Annotated in this window: 13 protein-coding genes; 1 reads left to right on the forward strand and 12 read right to left on the reverse strand. The window is 64.6% G+C overall.

Annotation, left to right across the window (positions count from 1 at the left end; all coding sequences use genetic code 11):
- Positions 1–19: 19 nt before the first annotated feature.
- From paaD to paaA, 4 genes are read right to left on the reverse strand one after another with little or no spacing between them, the layout of a single operon-like run.
- Positions 20–553, reverse strand: coding sequence for a 1,2-phenylacetyl-CoA epoxidase subunit PaaD (gene paaD, locus E8F20_RS21260; RefSeq protein WP_280285513.1), 534 nt, complete (start codon positions 551–553; stop codon positions 20–22).
- Positions 540–1,301, reverse strand: coding sequence for a 1,2-phenylacetyl-CoA epoxidase subunit PaaC (gene paaC / locus E8F20_RS21265; RefSeq protein WP_280285514.1), 762 nt, complete (start codon positions 1,299–1,301; stop codon positions 540–542). Before paaC ends, paaD begins: the two co-directional genes overlap by 14 nt.
- A gap of 10 nt (positions 1,302–1,311) precedes the next feature.
- Positions 1,312–1,593 (reverse strand): 1,2-phenylacetyl-CoA epoxidase subunit PaaB, encoded by a 282-nt coding sequence (paaB, locus tag E8F20_RS21270; protein ID WP_016493150.1) that lies wholly within the window; start codon positions 1,591–1,593, stop codon positions 1,312–1,314.
- A gap of 27 nt (positions 1,594–1,620) precedes the next feature.
- Positions 1,621–2,613 (reverse strand): 1,2-phenylacetyl-CoA epoxidase subunit PaaA, encoded by a 993-nt coding sequence (gene paaA / locus E8F20_RS21275; protein ID WP_280285515.1) that lies wholly within the window; start codon positions 2,611–2,613, stop codon positions 1,621–1,623.
- Positions 2,614–3,025: 412 nt separating this feature from the next.
- Between paaA and E8F20_RS21280 the strand changes: the two genes are divergently transcribed.
- On the forward strand, positions 3,026–3,421 hold the full coding sequence (locus E8F20_RS21280) for a DUF4280 domain-containing protein (RefSeq protein ID WP_280285516.1): 396 nt from the start codon (positions 3,026–3,028) through the stop codon (positions 3,419–3,421).
- A 50-nt stretch (positions 3,422–3,471) separates the two neighbouring features.
- On the opposite strand, the gene E8F20_RS21285 is transcribed toward E8F20_RS21280, so the two are convergent.
- From E8F20_RS21285 to tssE, 8 genes are all read right to left on the reverse strand, one after another.
- Positions 3,472–4,017, reverse strand: a complete 546-nt coding sequence (locus E8F20_RS21285) for a toxin-antitoxin system YwqK family antitoxin (protein ID WP_280285517.1) — start codon at positions 4,015–4,017, stop codon at positions 3,472–3,474.
- A 2-nt stretch (positions 4,018–4,019) separates the two neighbouring features.
- Entirely contained in the window at positions 4,020–6,026 is a 2,007-nt protein-coding gene (tssI, locus tag E8F20_RS21290) for a type VI secretion system tip protein TssI/VgrG (protein ID WP_280285518.1), read from the reverse strand.
- 91 nt (positions 6,027–6,117) lie between these two features.
- The gene (locus E8F20_RS21295) at positions 6,118–6,738 is read right to left on the reverse strand and encodes a hypothetical protein (RefSeq protein WP_280285519.1); all 621 of its coding nucleotides are present in this window, start codon (positions 6,736–6,738) and stop codon (positions 6,118–6,120) included.
- A gap of 125 nt (positions 6,739–6,863) precedes the next feature.
- Positions 6,864–7,685, reverse strand: coding sequence for a hypothetical protein (locus E8F20_RS21300; protein WP_280285520.1), 822 nt, complete (start codon positions 7,683–7,685; stop codon positions 6,864–6,866).
- A 70-nt stretch (positions 7,686–7,755) separates the two neighbouring features.
- Positions 7,756–10,302, reverse strand: a complete 2,547-nt coding sequence (gene tssH / locus E8F20_RS21305; protein WP_280285521.1) for a type VI secretion system ATPase TssH — start codon at positions 10,300–10,302, stop codon at positions 7,756–7,758.
- 2 nt (positions 10,303–10,304) lie between these two features.
- Positions 10,305–11,321: a type VI secretion system baseplate subunit TssG gene (gene tssG / locus E8F20_RS21310; protein WP_280285522.1), complete on the reverse strand. Its 1,017-nt coding sequence runs from the start codon at positions 11,319–11,321 to the stop codon at positions 10,305–10,307.
- Positions 11,285–13,084 (reverse strand): type VI secretion system baseplate subunit TssF, encoded by a 1,800-nt coding sequence (gene tssF, locus E8F20_RS21315; protein WP_280285523.1) that lies wholly within the window; start codon positions 13,082–13,084, stop codon positions 11,285–11,287. Before tssF ends, tssG begins: the two co-directional genes overlap by 37 nt.
- The gene (gene tssE, locus E8F20_RS21320; RefSeq protein WP_280285524.1) at positions 13,068–13,508 is read right to left on the reverse strand and encodes a type VI secretion system baseplate subunit TssE; all 441 of its coding nucleotides are present in this window, start codon (positions 13,506–13,508) and stop codon (positions 13,068–13,070) included. The genes tssF and tssE overlap by 17 nt, the downstream gene beginning before the upstream one ends.
- Between the last annotated feature and the right edge of the window lie 2 nt (positions 13,509–13,510).

Genomic DNA, 13,510 nt, shown 5'->3' on the forward strand with positions numbered 1-13,510 from the left:
GTCTCCGGTGGCAAGCCACTCAGATGCACTTGAAATAGTCGAACGGCTCTAGGCAGTCGCGGCAGCGGTACAACGCTTTGCACGCAGTGGAGCCAAACTGGCTGAGCAGTTCTGTATGGGCGCTGCCGCATTGCGGGCAGCACACTTCCGGGGACTCGCCCAGCAGGCTGCGCTTGCTGGTGCTGCCCGCCGGCGGGGCGATGCCGTAGGCGCGCAGGCGCTCGCGGCCCTCAAGGCTGATCCAGTCAGTGGTCCAGGACGGGTTCAGGCGGCGCTCCAGCTTCGGCGCGGCGAAGCCGGCGCCTTCCAGGGCCTGCTCGATGTCGTGCTCGATCACCTCGGTGGCCGGGCAGCCCGAGTAGGTCGGGGTGACGACCACATGCAAGTGGCCGTCCTGCCAGTCGAGGCCACGGACGATGCCGAGGTCGACCACGCTGACCACTGGCACTTCCGGGTCCATCACCTCGCCCAGCACCGACCAGGCGCGCGCCAGATCATCTGGCGCGCCGGCCCGGGCGCCACGGTCGCTGGCGATCAGCTCACCAGGACGCATCGGGATGGGCCCGCTGGAGGAACTGCATTTCGGCCAGCAGCAGGCCGAGGTGTTCGGTGTGCAGGCCGCGCTTGCCGGACAGGTAGAAGTAGCTGGCCGGCTCCGGCATCGGCAGGGTGGCGCTGGCGAGAATGTCGGCGACCTTGGATTTCCAGGCGGCAGCGATCTCTGCCGGGTTCGGCGCAATGCCGGCCTCGAACAAGCGCTGCTCAACCTCGTCGCCATTCACCAGTTCGACGGTGAAGCGCCAGACATCGCGAATGGCCGCCAGCATGCGCTGGTGGCTTTCCTCGGTGCCGTCGCCCAGGCGCTCGACCCATTCGCTGGAGCGGCGCAGGTGGTAGGTGACTTCCTTCAGGGCCTTGGCGGCGATGCCGGCGATGCGCTCGTCGCTGGACTGGCTCAATCCGTACAGCACCTGGAAGTGCCAGGCGTCATAGAAGAATTGCTTGGTGATGGTCACGGCGTAGTCGCCGTTGGGTTGCTCCACCAGCAACAGGTTGCGGTAGGCGCGCTCGTCGCGGCGGAAGGCCAGATGGTCGGCATCACGGCCGTCGGCAATCAGCTCGGCGGCATAGTCCAGCCAGTTGCGGGCCTGGCCCACCAGGTCGAGGCCGACGTTCATCAGCGCCAGTTCTTCTTCCAGCGCTGGGGCATGGCCGCACCATTCGCACAGGCGCTGGCCTTGGATCAGGGCGCTGTCGCCGAGGCGCAGCAGGTATTGGATGAGGTCTTCGCGTTGAGTCATGGCAGCGGCCTCACATGTGGCCGACTTCGGCCGGCAGCTCGTAGAAGCTGGCGTGACGGTAGACCTTGTCCTGGGACGGGTCGAACAGCGGCTCCTTCTCGTCCGGGGAAGAGGCGGTGATCAGGGCGGACGGCACCACCCAGAGGCTCACACCTTCGTTGCGGCGGGTGTACAGCTCGCGGGCGTTCTCGATGGCCATGCGCGCATCGGCGGCATGCACGCTGCCGACGTGTTTGTGGTTCAGGCCGTGCTTGCTGCGCACGAAGACTTCAAAAAGGGTCCATTCAGACATGGCAGGAATCTCCAGTTCAGGGGCAGGTCAAGCGGCGTTCGCTTTGCGTTGTTGTTTGCGGGCGTGGGCGACCGCTGCTTCGCGGACCCAGGCGCCGTCTTCGATGGCCTTGCGGCGGGTGGCGACGCGCTCGACGTTGCACGGGCCGTTGCCCTTGAGCACTTCGTAGAACTCTTCCCACTGGATCTCGCCGAAATCGTAGTGGCCGCGTTCCTCGTTCCACTTCAGGTGCGGGTCCGGGGCGGTGCAGCCGAGCAGCTCCAGTTGCGGCACGGTCTGGTCGATGAAGCGCTGGCGCAGCTCATCGTTGCTCTGGCGCTTGATCTTCCAGGCCATGGACTGGGCACTGTTGGGGGAGTCGGCGTCGCTCGGGCCGAACATCATCAGCGACGGCCACCAGAGACGGTTGATGGCGTCCTGGACCATGTCCTTCTGGGCCTGGGTACCGTGACGCATCATGTGCAGGAGGATTTCGTAGCCCTGACGCTGGTGGAAGGACTCTTCCTTGCAGATGCGGATCATGGCGCGGGAGTAGGGGCCATAGGAGGTCCGCTGCAGCACCACCTGGTTGACGATGGCCGCGCCATCCACCAGCCAGCCTACGGCGCCCATGTCGGCCCAGCTCAGGGTCGGGTAGTTGAAGATGCTCGAGTACTTGGCGCGGCCGGAGTGCAGCTTGGCGATCTCTGCGTCACGGTCCGCGCCCAGGGTTTCCATGGCGCTGTAGAGGTAGAGGCCGTGACCCGCTTCGTCCTGGATCTTGGCCATCAGCTGCAGCTTGCGCTTGAGGGTCGGTGCACGGGTCACCCAGTTGCCCTCCGGCAGCATGCCGACGATCTCGGAGTGGGCGTGCTGGGAAATCTGGCGGATCAAGGTCTGCCGGTAAGCATCCGGCATCCAGTTCTTCGCCTCGATCTTGATTTCCGCGTCGATCTTTTCCTGGAAGGCGCGTTCCTCGGGGGACATCTCCTCCAGCGCCTTGATGCGCTTCACGCCGGTCTCAACCAATTGTGCGTACATGCCGTTCTCCAGCCATGCAGGGTTCGTGGGGTGGCTTGGCCATGGCGCTATTTTTAAATGATACGAAATCAAATATCAAACATTAAAATGTGTATCGAATATAGTTTTTGTATCGCTTCGAGAAGAAGCGAGTTTGTGCTTCGGGCATAAGCACTCGGGCTGCAACGCTTCGCTGGCAGGATCAAGCTCATGTGCGATGGCGCTCGGCTTATGGGCTAAGGTTCGATCCAGAGCAGTTGTCGGTGGTCATCGCGAATGAATTCGCGCCCACAGGGTTGAGGTGTATTCCTGTATCGGATTATTTGATACGGGAAGGTTGCGGCTATCGGTTGCAATGTGGAGGGTTGTCGCGTCGGGCGGCAATCGAGAGGGTCGTCTAGAGTTTCAGGCGACGAATGGAGGAGGGAAGGCCATGGGATGTCCGCAGGTGTGCAGCGGTGCGACGCTGCAATGCAGTTTCGGCGTGGCACCGACGGTACTCAACGTGCTGCCGGTGAACCGCACCCTGGCGGGCGGAATGCCAGCAGCGAACATCATGGATCACATCCCGCTGGTGAACATTCCCACCTTCGGCATGTGCCAGAGCCTGGCCAACCCGACGGTGGCCGCGGCAACCGCAGCTGCCCTCGGCGCTCTGACTCCGATGCCCTGTATACCCGCGACGGCAGCGCCCTGGATTCCCGGCGGCGCGCCCACCGTGCTGCTGGGCAATATGCCGGCGCTGGATGCCAACAGCACGCTGATGTGCAGCTGGGCGGGGGTGATCAAGATCGTCATGCCCGGTCAGGCTCAAATGTTGATTCCGTAATTGGTGCTGAGTCCGCTTCGCGAGCAAGCCCGCTCCTACAGGGAAGGGCGTCAGGCTTCCGCCGGCTCGATCCAGCGTTTCCACCACCAGCGCAGTCGGGAGATGGGCTTGCCCTCGGCGTCCAGCGGTCGGCCGTCTTCGGCGAACGGTTGGCCCGGCTCCAGCAACTGACCTTTCAGGTAGCGGCTGCGCAGTGCGAGCTGGCCGTTGCCGTGAAAGCGCTGGTAGGCGCCATCGCGGACCCCTTCGCGATACTGTTCGACTTCCGCCACGCTGCCATCCGGAAAGTAGCTGGTCGCCTCGCCATGCATCAGCCCCTGGCGATAACTCACCTTGCGCTGCAGCCAGCCCTCCGGCGCATGGAAGGTCGCCACTCCATGCAGTTTGCCGCGCACGTAGTGCATTTGTGCTGAAACCCTGCCGTTGGGGTGGAAGAGGGTACTCGGGCCATTCAGCTCGCCCTGGCTATAGCTGAGCTGGGCCTGGGGACGGCCGGTTTCCTCGATGCGAACCGGCCCTTCCAGCTCACCGGCCTGGAGGCTTCCTTGCATACGGCTGTCGCCACGGGTGAGATCGAGCCTGCCGGACTGTGTCATGTTCAGTTCACCTTCACCAGACCGCCCTTGATGGTCAGCATGCCGCCGCCGTCCACCGTCTGCTCGGCGCTGGCCTTGTTGGTCAGGCTGATGCCAGCGTCGTTGGTCAAGGTCGTGCCGGCCTTGTTGTCCAGCGACGTGCCCGCCTGGTTGGTCAGCGAGGTGCCTGCTTTCTGGGTGATGGAGGTACCGGCCTGCGCGGCAAGGTCGGCATCGCTCTTGATCGTCAGGCTGCCGGCACTCTGCAGGGTAAGCGTGCCGCTGACCTTGATCGTCAGATTGCCGTCTACGGTGAGCTCGTAGTTCCCCGTCACCTTGTGACTGTAGTTGCCGCCGGTGCTGTGGGTCTGGTCAGCGCCTACCGTTACCGTGCGGCTGTCCTTCACATCGAGGGTGTCGCTGCCGGTCTGGATGGTGACGCTGCGCTTGCCCTTTTCCAGGGTGATGGTCTCGTCGCCTTCCTTCACCGTACGCGTGCGGGCGTTCTGTACCGTGAGGGTTTCGTCGTGGCCGATGGTGGCGGTGCTGTCGTTGAGCACATTCACTTTCATGTCCTTCTGCGCCTGAAGGAACACTTCCTCGGCGTCCTTCTTGTCTTCGAAGCGCAACTCGTTGAAGCCGCCGCCGCCCTTGGATGAATTGGTCTTGATGCCGGACTGGGTCTGATTGTCCGGCAGGGAGTAGGGCAGGCTGTTGTCGCCGTTGTAGACGCAGCCGGTCACCAGGGGGCGGTCCGGGTCGCCATCGATGAAGGTGACGATCACTTCCTGGCCGATACGCGGGATGAACTGCATGCCGAAACCCTTGCCACTCCAGGGCAGCACCACCCGCACCCAGCAGGAGGAGGTTTCGTCGTTGTTGCCCAGCCGGTCCCAGGGGAACTGGATCTTGATGCGGCCGTACTGGTCGGTCCAGATTTCCTCGCCGCTTTTGCCGACTACTACTGCCGTCTGCGTATGCATGCGTGGCTTGGACGTGCTGCGCGGTGGACGGTAGTTGGTGGTCTTGGGGATGGCCTCGAAGCGATTGCGGTAATGCTCGTGGCTGGCCTCGTGGGTCACCGAGGTCACTACCCAGTCGATATTCAGCGCGTCATCGTCATGGCCGCTCAGGGTGAACCAGTGCCCAGGCACCAGCCAGCGGCAATCGCTTTCGCCGCTGAAACGCTTCTCCTGGCTGCGCAGCTCGTCCACCCGCTGCTTGGAGAGTGAATCCCCGCGCGCTTTGGAGGTGTAACCGCCCGGATGCTCATACATCGTTCGTGGCCCGGACATCGCCTCGGCCTGGCTGTAGAGCGAGGTGGTGGGCGTGGTGAATTCGTAGTCCGTGGCGCTGTAAACCCCGGCTACCGCCTGCAGGCACAGCTGCCCGGAACGTACGCCGTGCAGCTCGCGCTCACCGATGCCCTGGCCCAGATAGGGCACCTTCGGCCCGTAGGGCATCTGTACGAACGCATCGTTGCTGTCCCCCAGCACCAGGGTGTGCTTGCCGTCCTCGTGGGTGAAGAACCAGAAGATGCCTTCCTCCTCCAGCAGCCGCGAGACGAAAGCGAAGTCCGTCTCGCCGTACTGCACGCAGTATTCCCGCGGGCTGTAGCTGCCTGTGAGTTTCACCTCGAAATCGGTGAAGCCGTGGGCCTTGAAGATGGTGGTGACGATGTCGCTGGTGGCGAGGTTCTGGAACACCCGGTTGTTGCTCGCCAGCGTCAGCCACCAGAGCCAGGGGCGCAGCACCAGTTGATAGCGTTCGGCGGTGGCGTCGGCGGGGAGTTGGTGGATCTCGGCGACCAGGGCGTCGAGGGGGCGTTGGTTGCCGTCATTGTGGAGGGTGGTGGTCAGGTGGGTCGCGACTGCGCCGCTCAGAGTGAGGGGCGTGGCGCTGAAACCGCCGAGTTGTAGATCGCCAAGGCGGTTCAAATGCTCCCCGCCAACCAGTTGCTGCGGATACAAGTCCAAAAGGGCGGAAGCGCTGAGAGAGAGGCTGGTGTTGGTGTCTGTGGGGCGCGCCATGGTGGGCCTTGTGGTGGTAGCTATCGGGGAACTTATTCCTGGTCGCCGTACGCTGTAATGGGGCTCAGAGCGCTGGCGGGCACCACGCAGTTCAACTCACGGCAATGAAGTAGCCGCCTAGGTCAGTCTCCTCCCGAGTGCGGGTTTGCAGATCCTGCGCGCCCGTGGTGTACAGGCGGGTCTGCTGCTGGAACAACGGAGTGGCTGCATGCTGCCGGACGAAATCGTTCCAGTAGAAGCTGCCATTCCTCAGGTCGAGGTTGGCGCGGACGATGTTGTCAGTGCTCACCCAGGTCCAGTTGCCATGGGGATTGGCCAGACGAACGTAGTTGCCTTCCGCGTCTAGCCGGTCGGCCACACTCCAGTGCGCGCTACTGGCAGCAACATCCGGCGCCTGCGCCCTGCCGTCCAGTCCGTAGAAGGAATACGCAATTAGGATCGCATGGTTGAAGTGGAGGCGCAGTCCATTGAGGAACGATGTCCGGTCATGGAAGTTCACGGCTTTTGCACCTCGGCCCATGGAGTGAATGATCTTCACGATCTCGTAATAGCGAAACAGGCCGCCGGCGCTGTTCGAGAAAATCCTCGCTTTTCGCTCAATCGCCGAGATAAGGGTATCGTCGACTCCCGTCAGTGACTCGATCGCCATCCAGATCGAATAGAGTCCGCAGTTGTAGGCGTCTTGCGGACGCATTTGTCGTACCGCACGCATAGTTTTCTCCCTGTTGTCGATTGTGGCTCGGGCGTTCAGGCCGCCGATTTCCCTGCCAGTTGCGATGGATATCTGGCGCGTGGCGCCATTTACTAAGCGGGTAGGGTGTTTGCGTGTCGAGTTGCTCAGATCCAGTTGTTGATCAGCCAGTAGTCGTCCGTTCTGCTCCAGAGGTAGTTTGTCCAACTGCTACCCACAACGAAGTCGGAGGTGAGCGAAAGTGTGCTGCTGGATTGCTGATTCAGCTTCCCTTGGTACAGCTCCCAATTCATCTGGCGGGCGAGTTCCTTGTTCATGGCCAGGGTTCCTTGCTGATGCGCCTTGATGGCCTGCGGATAGGATTTGGTGAGGATGTTCGCGTAAGCATCGAACTGCTTGGTACCCAACTCGGTCTCGAGGGCTACATAGGTCTTGTAGTCATGTTGTGTAATGTCCTTGAACGCCTGGATATCCAATCGGGATAGCTTTCCGCCCGGCAGTACTCCGGGTCTCCCCCTGGAGATCATGAGGAATAGCTGATCTGCGCTGGCCACCATGAAAACGCCCACATCACTGTTCTGCGGGTAGTACTGAACCCAGCCTTCCCAGTCGCCATAAGATGGGCCGATGGCAGTGGCGGATTTGTACCGCTTCAAATAGGGGTGTGTGTGGAAGTCACCGATGTATTGGGCGTGCAAATAGGCAGTGTCTGATTCCAGGGACACACCAGAGAAGTCTCCGGCATGGATCTTCAGCGTGGTGGACGAATCCCGTTCTATCTCCAGACGGCCGCTTCCGTGGGTTTGGATGTAGCGCAGGTTGCAGCCGTACTCCTTGACCTCTTTGTCCGACAAGGTCATGAGTGCGTGGAACTCGGTGCAGAGGTTAGCCGGTACCTCCATGGTCGGAGGTGTATAGATTTTTGTTCCGTCGGTCTTGATGGCATAGATGTATCTGTTCAGGTCCATCTCGTCCCTCCTTCCTGCCGCCGATTCCGCCTGACATTGGATGCCTTTCGGCTCTCGACCTGTTTGACGTCTATTCCAACACCCACTCCGCCAACTTCCCCGTCACCTGCGCCATCAGCACATTCTCGATATCCCGCGCCCCGGCCGAACTGCACTTGGCCAGTACCGCTTTCACGATGGCCGGGTCGAAGTCGAAGTGTTTGCCGGTGGCGGCCTTGTAGCGGCTCTGGAGTTTTTCCAGCTTGGTGATGACGATGCCTTCCAGGGTCGCTTCGTCCAACGGGCGGTAGGGCACCACGGTCATGCGGGCGAGGAAGGCGGGGCGGAAAGCTTGCAGCATGACCTTGCGCAGGCGTTCGTTGAAGGCGTCGCTGCCGAGCTGGTCGGGCACTGTGTCCAGCACCAGTTCGGCGCCGACGTTGCTGGTGGCGAGCATCACGGTGTTCTTGAAGTCCACCACCAGGCCGGTGCCGTCTTCCATTACGCCCTTGTCGAAGACGTTGTAGAAGGCCTCCAGCACATCCGGGTGGGCCTTTTCGATCTCGTCCAGCAGTACCACCGAGTAGGGGCGACGGCGCACGGCTTCGGTGAGCACGCCACCGGAGCCGTAGCCCACATAGCCGGGCGGGGCCCCCTTGAGCTGGCTGACGGTGTGGGCCTCCTGGTACTCCGAGAGGTTGATGCTGATGAGGTTGCGCTCGCCGCCGTAGAGCGCGTCGGCCAGGGCGTAGGCGGTCTCGGTCTTGCCGACGCCGGTGGGGCCTACCAGCAGGAAGACGCCCACCGGCTTCTGCGGATCGGTGAGGCCTGCGCGATAGGCCTGGATGCGCTGGGCGATGGTGCCCAGTGCACTGTCCTGGCCCATGACTCGCTGTGCCATGCGCTGGCCCAGGGTGCGAACGGCGTGGGCTTCGTCGGCGAGCATCTTGCCGATTGGGATGCCCGTCCAGCCGGCGATCACCGCCGCGACTGTCTTGGAGTCCACCTGTTCGGGCACCAGCGGATCGTCCTGGCGGATGGCGTCGAGACCGGCTTCCAGGCGTGCCAGTTCGGCGGCGAGATGGTCGATTCGGTCGTCCAGTTCTTCGTTTGGCTTGCTGGCGTCGGCGCTGTCGCTGAGGGTGAGCAGTTCGCGGCGGGCATCCAGCAGTTCGCGCACGGCATCGCGTTCCTCTGCCCAACGGGTTTCCAACTCGCGAACGGCGACGAGGTTGCTGCGTGATTCGGCCTCCAGCGCGGTAATGCGCTCGCGGTGGTCGAGGCCGGTCGCTTGCTCGCGGCGCAGGCGTTGCAGCTCTTGCTCCAGGGATTGTTCACGGTGGCGCAGGCTTTCCAGCGGCGGCGGCACATCGTGTTGGCCGAGGGCGACGCGGGCGCAGGCGGTGTCGAGCACGCTGATGGCCTTGTCCGGCAGTTGCCGGCCGGAGATGTAGCGATGGGAGAGTTTCACCGCGTCGTGAATGGCGGCGTCCAGCACCTGTACGCCGTGGTGCTGTTCCAGCTTGGCGGCGACTCCCCGCAGCATTTCCACGGCTGTGATCTCGTCCGGCTCTTCCACTTGCACCAGCTGGAAGCGTCGAGCGAGCGCGGGGTCTTTCTCGAAGTACTTCTTGTATTCCAGCCAGGTGGTGGCGGCCAGCGTGCGCAGTTCGCCACGGGCCAGGGCCGGTTTGAGCAGGTTGGCCGCGTCACTCTGGCCTTCGGCGGCGCCGGCGCCGATCAGGGTGTGGGCCTCGTCGATAAACAGGATGATCGGCTTCTCGGCATTGCGTACGCCGTCGATCACGCCTTTCAGGCGTTGTTCGAACTCGCCTTTGACGCCGGCGCCGGCTTGCAGCAGGCCAAGGTCGAGCACCCGCAGGCTGACATCTTGCAAGGGGGGCGGCACGTCGCCCGCGGCGATGCGCAGGGCCAGGCCCTCGACCACAGCGGTCTTGCCGACGCCAGGAGCACCCACCAGGATGGGGTTGTTTTGCCGGCGACGCAGGAGGATGTCGATGCTCTGACGGATCTCGCTGTCGCGCCCGACGATGGGGTCGATGCGCCCGGCATGGGCTTCGGCGGTGAGGTCCTGGGTGTACTGGTCGAGGATGGCGTCCTGGGCGCCGGGCTGGGCGGGCTTGCCTTTGATCGCCTGCGTCGAAGCGGGCTGCTCGCGGGATGCCTGGGTCCATTCCTGCAGATTGCTGCGCAGGGCTTCGCGGGGGATGCGCAGCAGGGACGAGGCGCTATTGAGCAGCAGGGTGCGGCGCTCGTCACGGTCGAGCAGGGCGAGCAGCAAGAGCCCGGAGCGGATGCTCTGCTGGCCGGACACGCTGGCCTGCACCACGGCATCTTCCAGCAGGCCGATGGTTTGTGCGGAGAGCGCCGGCGTGCGGGTGTTGCCGGCCTTGAACAACTCCAATGCCAGGTTGATCTCCGAGGCCACCGTGTCGCGCTCCAGGCCGAAGCGTGGCAACAGATAGGCGAGATCACCACCTTCGATGTCCATCAGTTCCAGCAACAGGTGTTCGATTTCCACGTAGTGGTGAGTGCGCTGCAGGCAGCGTTGCGCGGCCCGTTCCAGGGCGCGGCGGCTTTGTGCGTTGAGGCGTCCGATCAGGCTGCCGAGTTCCATGGTCAGGCCACCTCCATCTGGCGCAGGCGAGTGTCGATCGTTTGCAGCTGTTCGCCGCGAAGGTGCAGGCCGCCACTCCAGTGCAGGCGCGGTGGTTGCGCGCGATCCAGCTGCAACGGTGAGCCCGGGCGCACCAGCAGGCGCAGGGCGCCGTCCAGGTCCGGGCCGAAGTAGAGCGCGGCGAGGCTGGCAAGCCGGGTGTGCTCGGCCCCACCAGGAAGGAAGTCCCGCACGCGTTCTCTGGCCAGCGGGCCAAGGGTCAGGCGGATGCCGGCATGCTCGTCCCACACGCGAGTGCCGGCGATTGCATCGTGGCCCAGGCGCAGATTGCGGCCCCGACGTTGCAGGAGACTGCGGCTGGCCGGTGGGATATCCCGCCAGCCGCCCTGGTAGGCCTCGTAATGCACCACGACGCCGAACTGGTGGCGGGCTAGCGCGGCGAAACCGGCCAGGGAGCGCCGGCCGCCGGCAAAGAGCGCGGTTCGCGCGGTCACGGCGGAGTCGGCCAGCGTCAGACGGTTCTGCAGGGCGTCCGGCAGCAAGCCGCAGAGCGCGAGCATCTGGTCCCGTGCTGGCGAGTCCTCCGGCGCGCGGAAACCCAGGGCCAGGCGATGTTTGCCCAGAACGCGATAGAGCAGGCTGAGCAGGCGGTGCTGGAACAGGTCGAGGAATTCCGCCGGGGCGTAGTCCTTCTGCTTCGCGCGTTGCTGCAGCCATTCCTGATAGGCATAGGGCAGGGGGCCATCGGGTCCGCCAAGGCCGAATACAGGCGTGGTCAGCGTCGGTGGCTGGCCGGCGTCCTCGTCCAAGCGTTCAATCTGGCTGGCGGCAAAGGTCGGGGTCAAGGGGCCGCGCAGGCGCAACGCTTCGCCCTGGGGCGCGCTGCTGCGGCCAAGAGACTCGGAGCCAGGCCGTTCACGTTCCAGCAGCAGGAGTGCCTGCAGGAACTCGAAGGCCTGCGGCTCATCGCGCAGATGGCGGCTTAGAGGGAGAGGGGCATGCCGGCCTGGGGTTGCCACGTCCTGACCTCCTTGTCGCCATCGACCAGCACGGTTCGCACGAAGCGATTGGCGGTCGCGTAAAGGGAAAAGAACTGCGCCAGCACGGCGGAGAACAGCACCGCACTGGCGCCGGCGAAGTGCTGCGGATCGAGGCTGAGGCGTACTTCGAGACCATTGCGCCAGCCGCGCCAGGCGTCGTCGCCGACCCGCGCCACCACGCGCTCGCAGGTCAAGCGGGCGATGCCGTCGATCTGCCGGCGGGCGCTGACGTCGTCGCGCAGGTTGTGCAGGTCAAGCAGTTCGCGCAGGGCTTCCAGGGCCTGTGGCCCCTCCACCAGGGACAGGTGGTTGAGGGTGAGCTGCGAGACCATGCGCCAGCGCGATTCACCCGACAGGCGCGGCAGGCTCTGCGGGCTTGGCGGGTTGAGTAGACTGGCGCGGGCGACGGGGCCGGGGCGCTCGAAGCCCAGGCGCGTGCCAGCCGGCAGGTTCTCCGCCAGGTGCCGGTTGGTGCAGAGCAGCTCGGCCGTCAGGCTGTACTCGGGGGCGTCCAGCAACGGGTCGAAGCCAGTGTCCACCAGGCTCAGTAGCAGGTCTGTCCCGAGTCGATTGGGGCTCGTGCCCTGCACCCGGCGGGCGTGCCAATAGAGGCGGGTACCGGGAGCGCTCGCCCCGTGAGCATGGCCGTAGTACGCCGGCACCGGAATCACGCCGCGTGGCGATGCGGCGCGCACGGCGCGGATACTGTGGATTTCCACGCTGCTTTCGCGGTGAGCGTCTGCCACCAGGCGATATTCACTGCGCGTGCCGTCCGGGCGCAACGGTTCAGAGGTGCGCGGAAACAGATTGATGGCCGGCGTGCAACCCAGGCGCAGGTCACCTGGCTGCAGGTGCAGGCGACCTGCCGGGGCGCGGTCGAAGGCGATGACCAGCAGGCAGTCGCGACCGCCCGCTGCCGGCGGCAGAATCGGGACATCGAAGAAGGCGAACTTGTCGGGGAAGGTGAAGTACTCGGCCAGGAGGCGCAGGCCCGGATGCTGGCCGTCTTCCTCAGGGAGCAATGCCTGGTCGTCGGCAAATCCCACCAGCTGCGGCTCGCCGGGGCAGGGCAGTAGCGGCATGCCCGGCACGCCGCAATGGATGCCAAGCGTGTCGGCGCCCAGCAGGTCGTAGAGCGCAGCGTTGGTCACCGGCGAGGCGGCCAGGTGCAGGCGCAGTTGGCGGACGGGCAATTGTGCCCAGTCGAATTCGCCCAGGCAGTGCAATTCCAGGCGCAGGGCCGAGCGTGCTTCGGGGCGGCCGGTCAGGGCCACGGCCTCGTCGCCGTCCAGCAGGGTCGCCCCGCCAACGCGCACGGGCCATAGCGTCGCCTCGGCCGTGGTGCGCAAGTGCACGCTGGCACCTTGGCGGGTGGTGACGAACAGTGGCGTATCGCGCGGCATCCGGTAGCCCTCGGCCAGGCTGCCCTGGGTCGGGTCCGGCTCGAACTGGACGATGGCGCAGGACGGAAGAGGGCGCAGGGCGAGCGGGTAGAGCTGTTCCAGCAGGGCGTCGCTGAACTCGGCGTAGTCGTCGTCGAGGCGCCTTTGCAGGCGTGCGGTCAGCAGGGAGAAGCCTTCCAGCAGACGCTCCACGTGCGGGTCCGGGCATTCGCCGGGAGAGAGCTCCAGGCGCCGGGCAACCTTCGGGTAGCGTGCGGCGAAGGCGGCGCCGGCATGGCGCAGCCAGGTGAGTTCGCGTTGGTAGTAGTCCAGCAGTTCCGGGTCAATCGAGTCTTTCATGGCGCACCTCGAGACCCGCTTCGCTGTTGTCGATGACGAACAGTGCCGGCCAGGTGCGCTGGCCACTGCGCAAGCTGCCGGCGAGGCGGATGCGCAGTCGTTGCGGGTGGCCGGGGATGGGGGCGGCATCCACATCCGTGAGCTGCAAGCGCGGTTCGAAGTGGTGCACGGCGGCACGGATTTCCCGCACCAGATGGCGTCTGTCGTCGCCGCGCTGCGCCTGCAAGGCGCTCCAGTCGCCGATGCCATAGTCGAGGATGGTCAGTGGCCGACTGGTCCTGGTACTGGGGCGGCGTGTGTTGAGCAGCCGTACCAGTTCCAGACGGACGGATTCGGCCAGCGCCTCGCGGTCGAAGGCCGGCGCCTCGTCCGCCTGGGCGGAGAGGCGCTCGAACAGCGGAGGGAGCAGGCCGGCGTCCGACATGA

Origin of the sequence: Pseudomonas sp. BN415, assembly GCF_029871195.1 — a bacterium.
GTDB lineage: Bacteria > Pseudomonadota > Gammaproteobacteria > Pseudomonadales > Pseudomonadaceae > Metapseudomonas > Metapseudomonas resinovorans.

Excerpts from the sequence above, each read along its gene's own strand:
- paaD (WP_280285513.1), bottom strand. The coding sequence starts at position 553 with ATGCGTCCTGGTGAGCTGATCGCCAGCGACCGTGGCGCCCGGGCCGGC.
- paaC (WP_280285514.1), bottom strand. The coding sequence starts at position 1,301 with ATGACTCAACGCGAAGACCTCATCCAATACCTGCTGCGCCTCGGCGAC.
- paaB (WP_016493150.1), bottom strand. The coding sequence starts at position 1,593 with ATGTCTGAATGGACCCTTTTTGAAGTCTTCGTGCGCAGCAAGCACGGC.
- paaA (WP_280285515.1), bottom strand. The coding sequence starts at position 2,613 with ATGTACGCACAATTGGTTGAGACCGGCGTGAAGCGCATCAAGGCGCTG.
- E8F20_RS21280 (WP_280285516.1), top strand. The coding sequence starts at position 3,026 with ATGGGATGTCCGCAGGTGTGCAGCGGTGCGACGCTGCAATGCAGTTTC.
- E8F20_RS21285 (WP_280285517.1), bottom strand. The coding sequence starts at position 4,017 with ATGACACAGTCCGGCAGGCTCGATCTCACCCGTGGCGACAGCCGTATG.
- tssI (WP_280285518.1), bottom strand. The coding sequence starts at position 6,026 with ATGGCGCGCCCCACAGACACCAACACCAGCCTCTCTCTCAGCGCTTCC.
- E8F20_RS21295 (WP_280285519.1), bottom strand. The coding sequence starts at position 6,738 with ATGCGTGCGGTACGACAAATGCGTCCGCAAGACGCCTACAACTGCGGA.
- E8F20_RS21300 (WP_280285520.1), bottom strand. The coding sequence starts at position 7,685 with ATGGACCTGAACAGATACATCTATGCCATCAAGACCGACGGAACAAAA.
- tssH (WP_280285521.1), bottom strand. The coding sequence starts at position 10,302 with ATGGAACTCGGCAGCCTGATCGGACGCCTCAACGCACAAAGCCGCCGC.
- tssF (WP_280285523.1), bottom strand. The coding sequence starts at position 13,084 with ATGAAAGACTCGATTGACCCGGAACTGCTGGACTACTACCAACGCGAA.
- tssE (WP_280285524.1), bottom strand. The coding sequence starts at position 13,508 with ATGTCGGACGCCGGCCTGCTCCCTCCGCTGTTCGAGCGCCTCTCCGCC.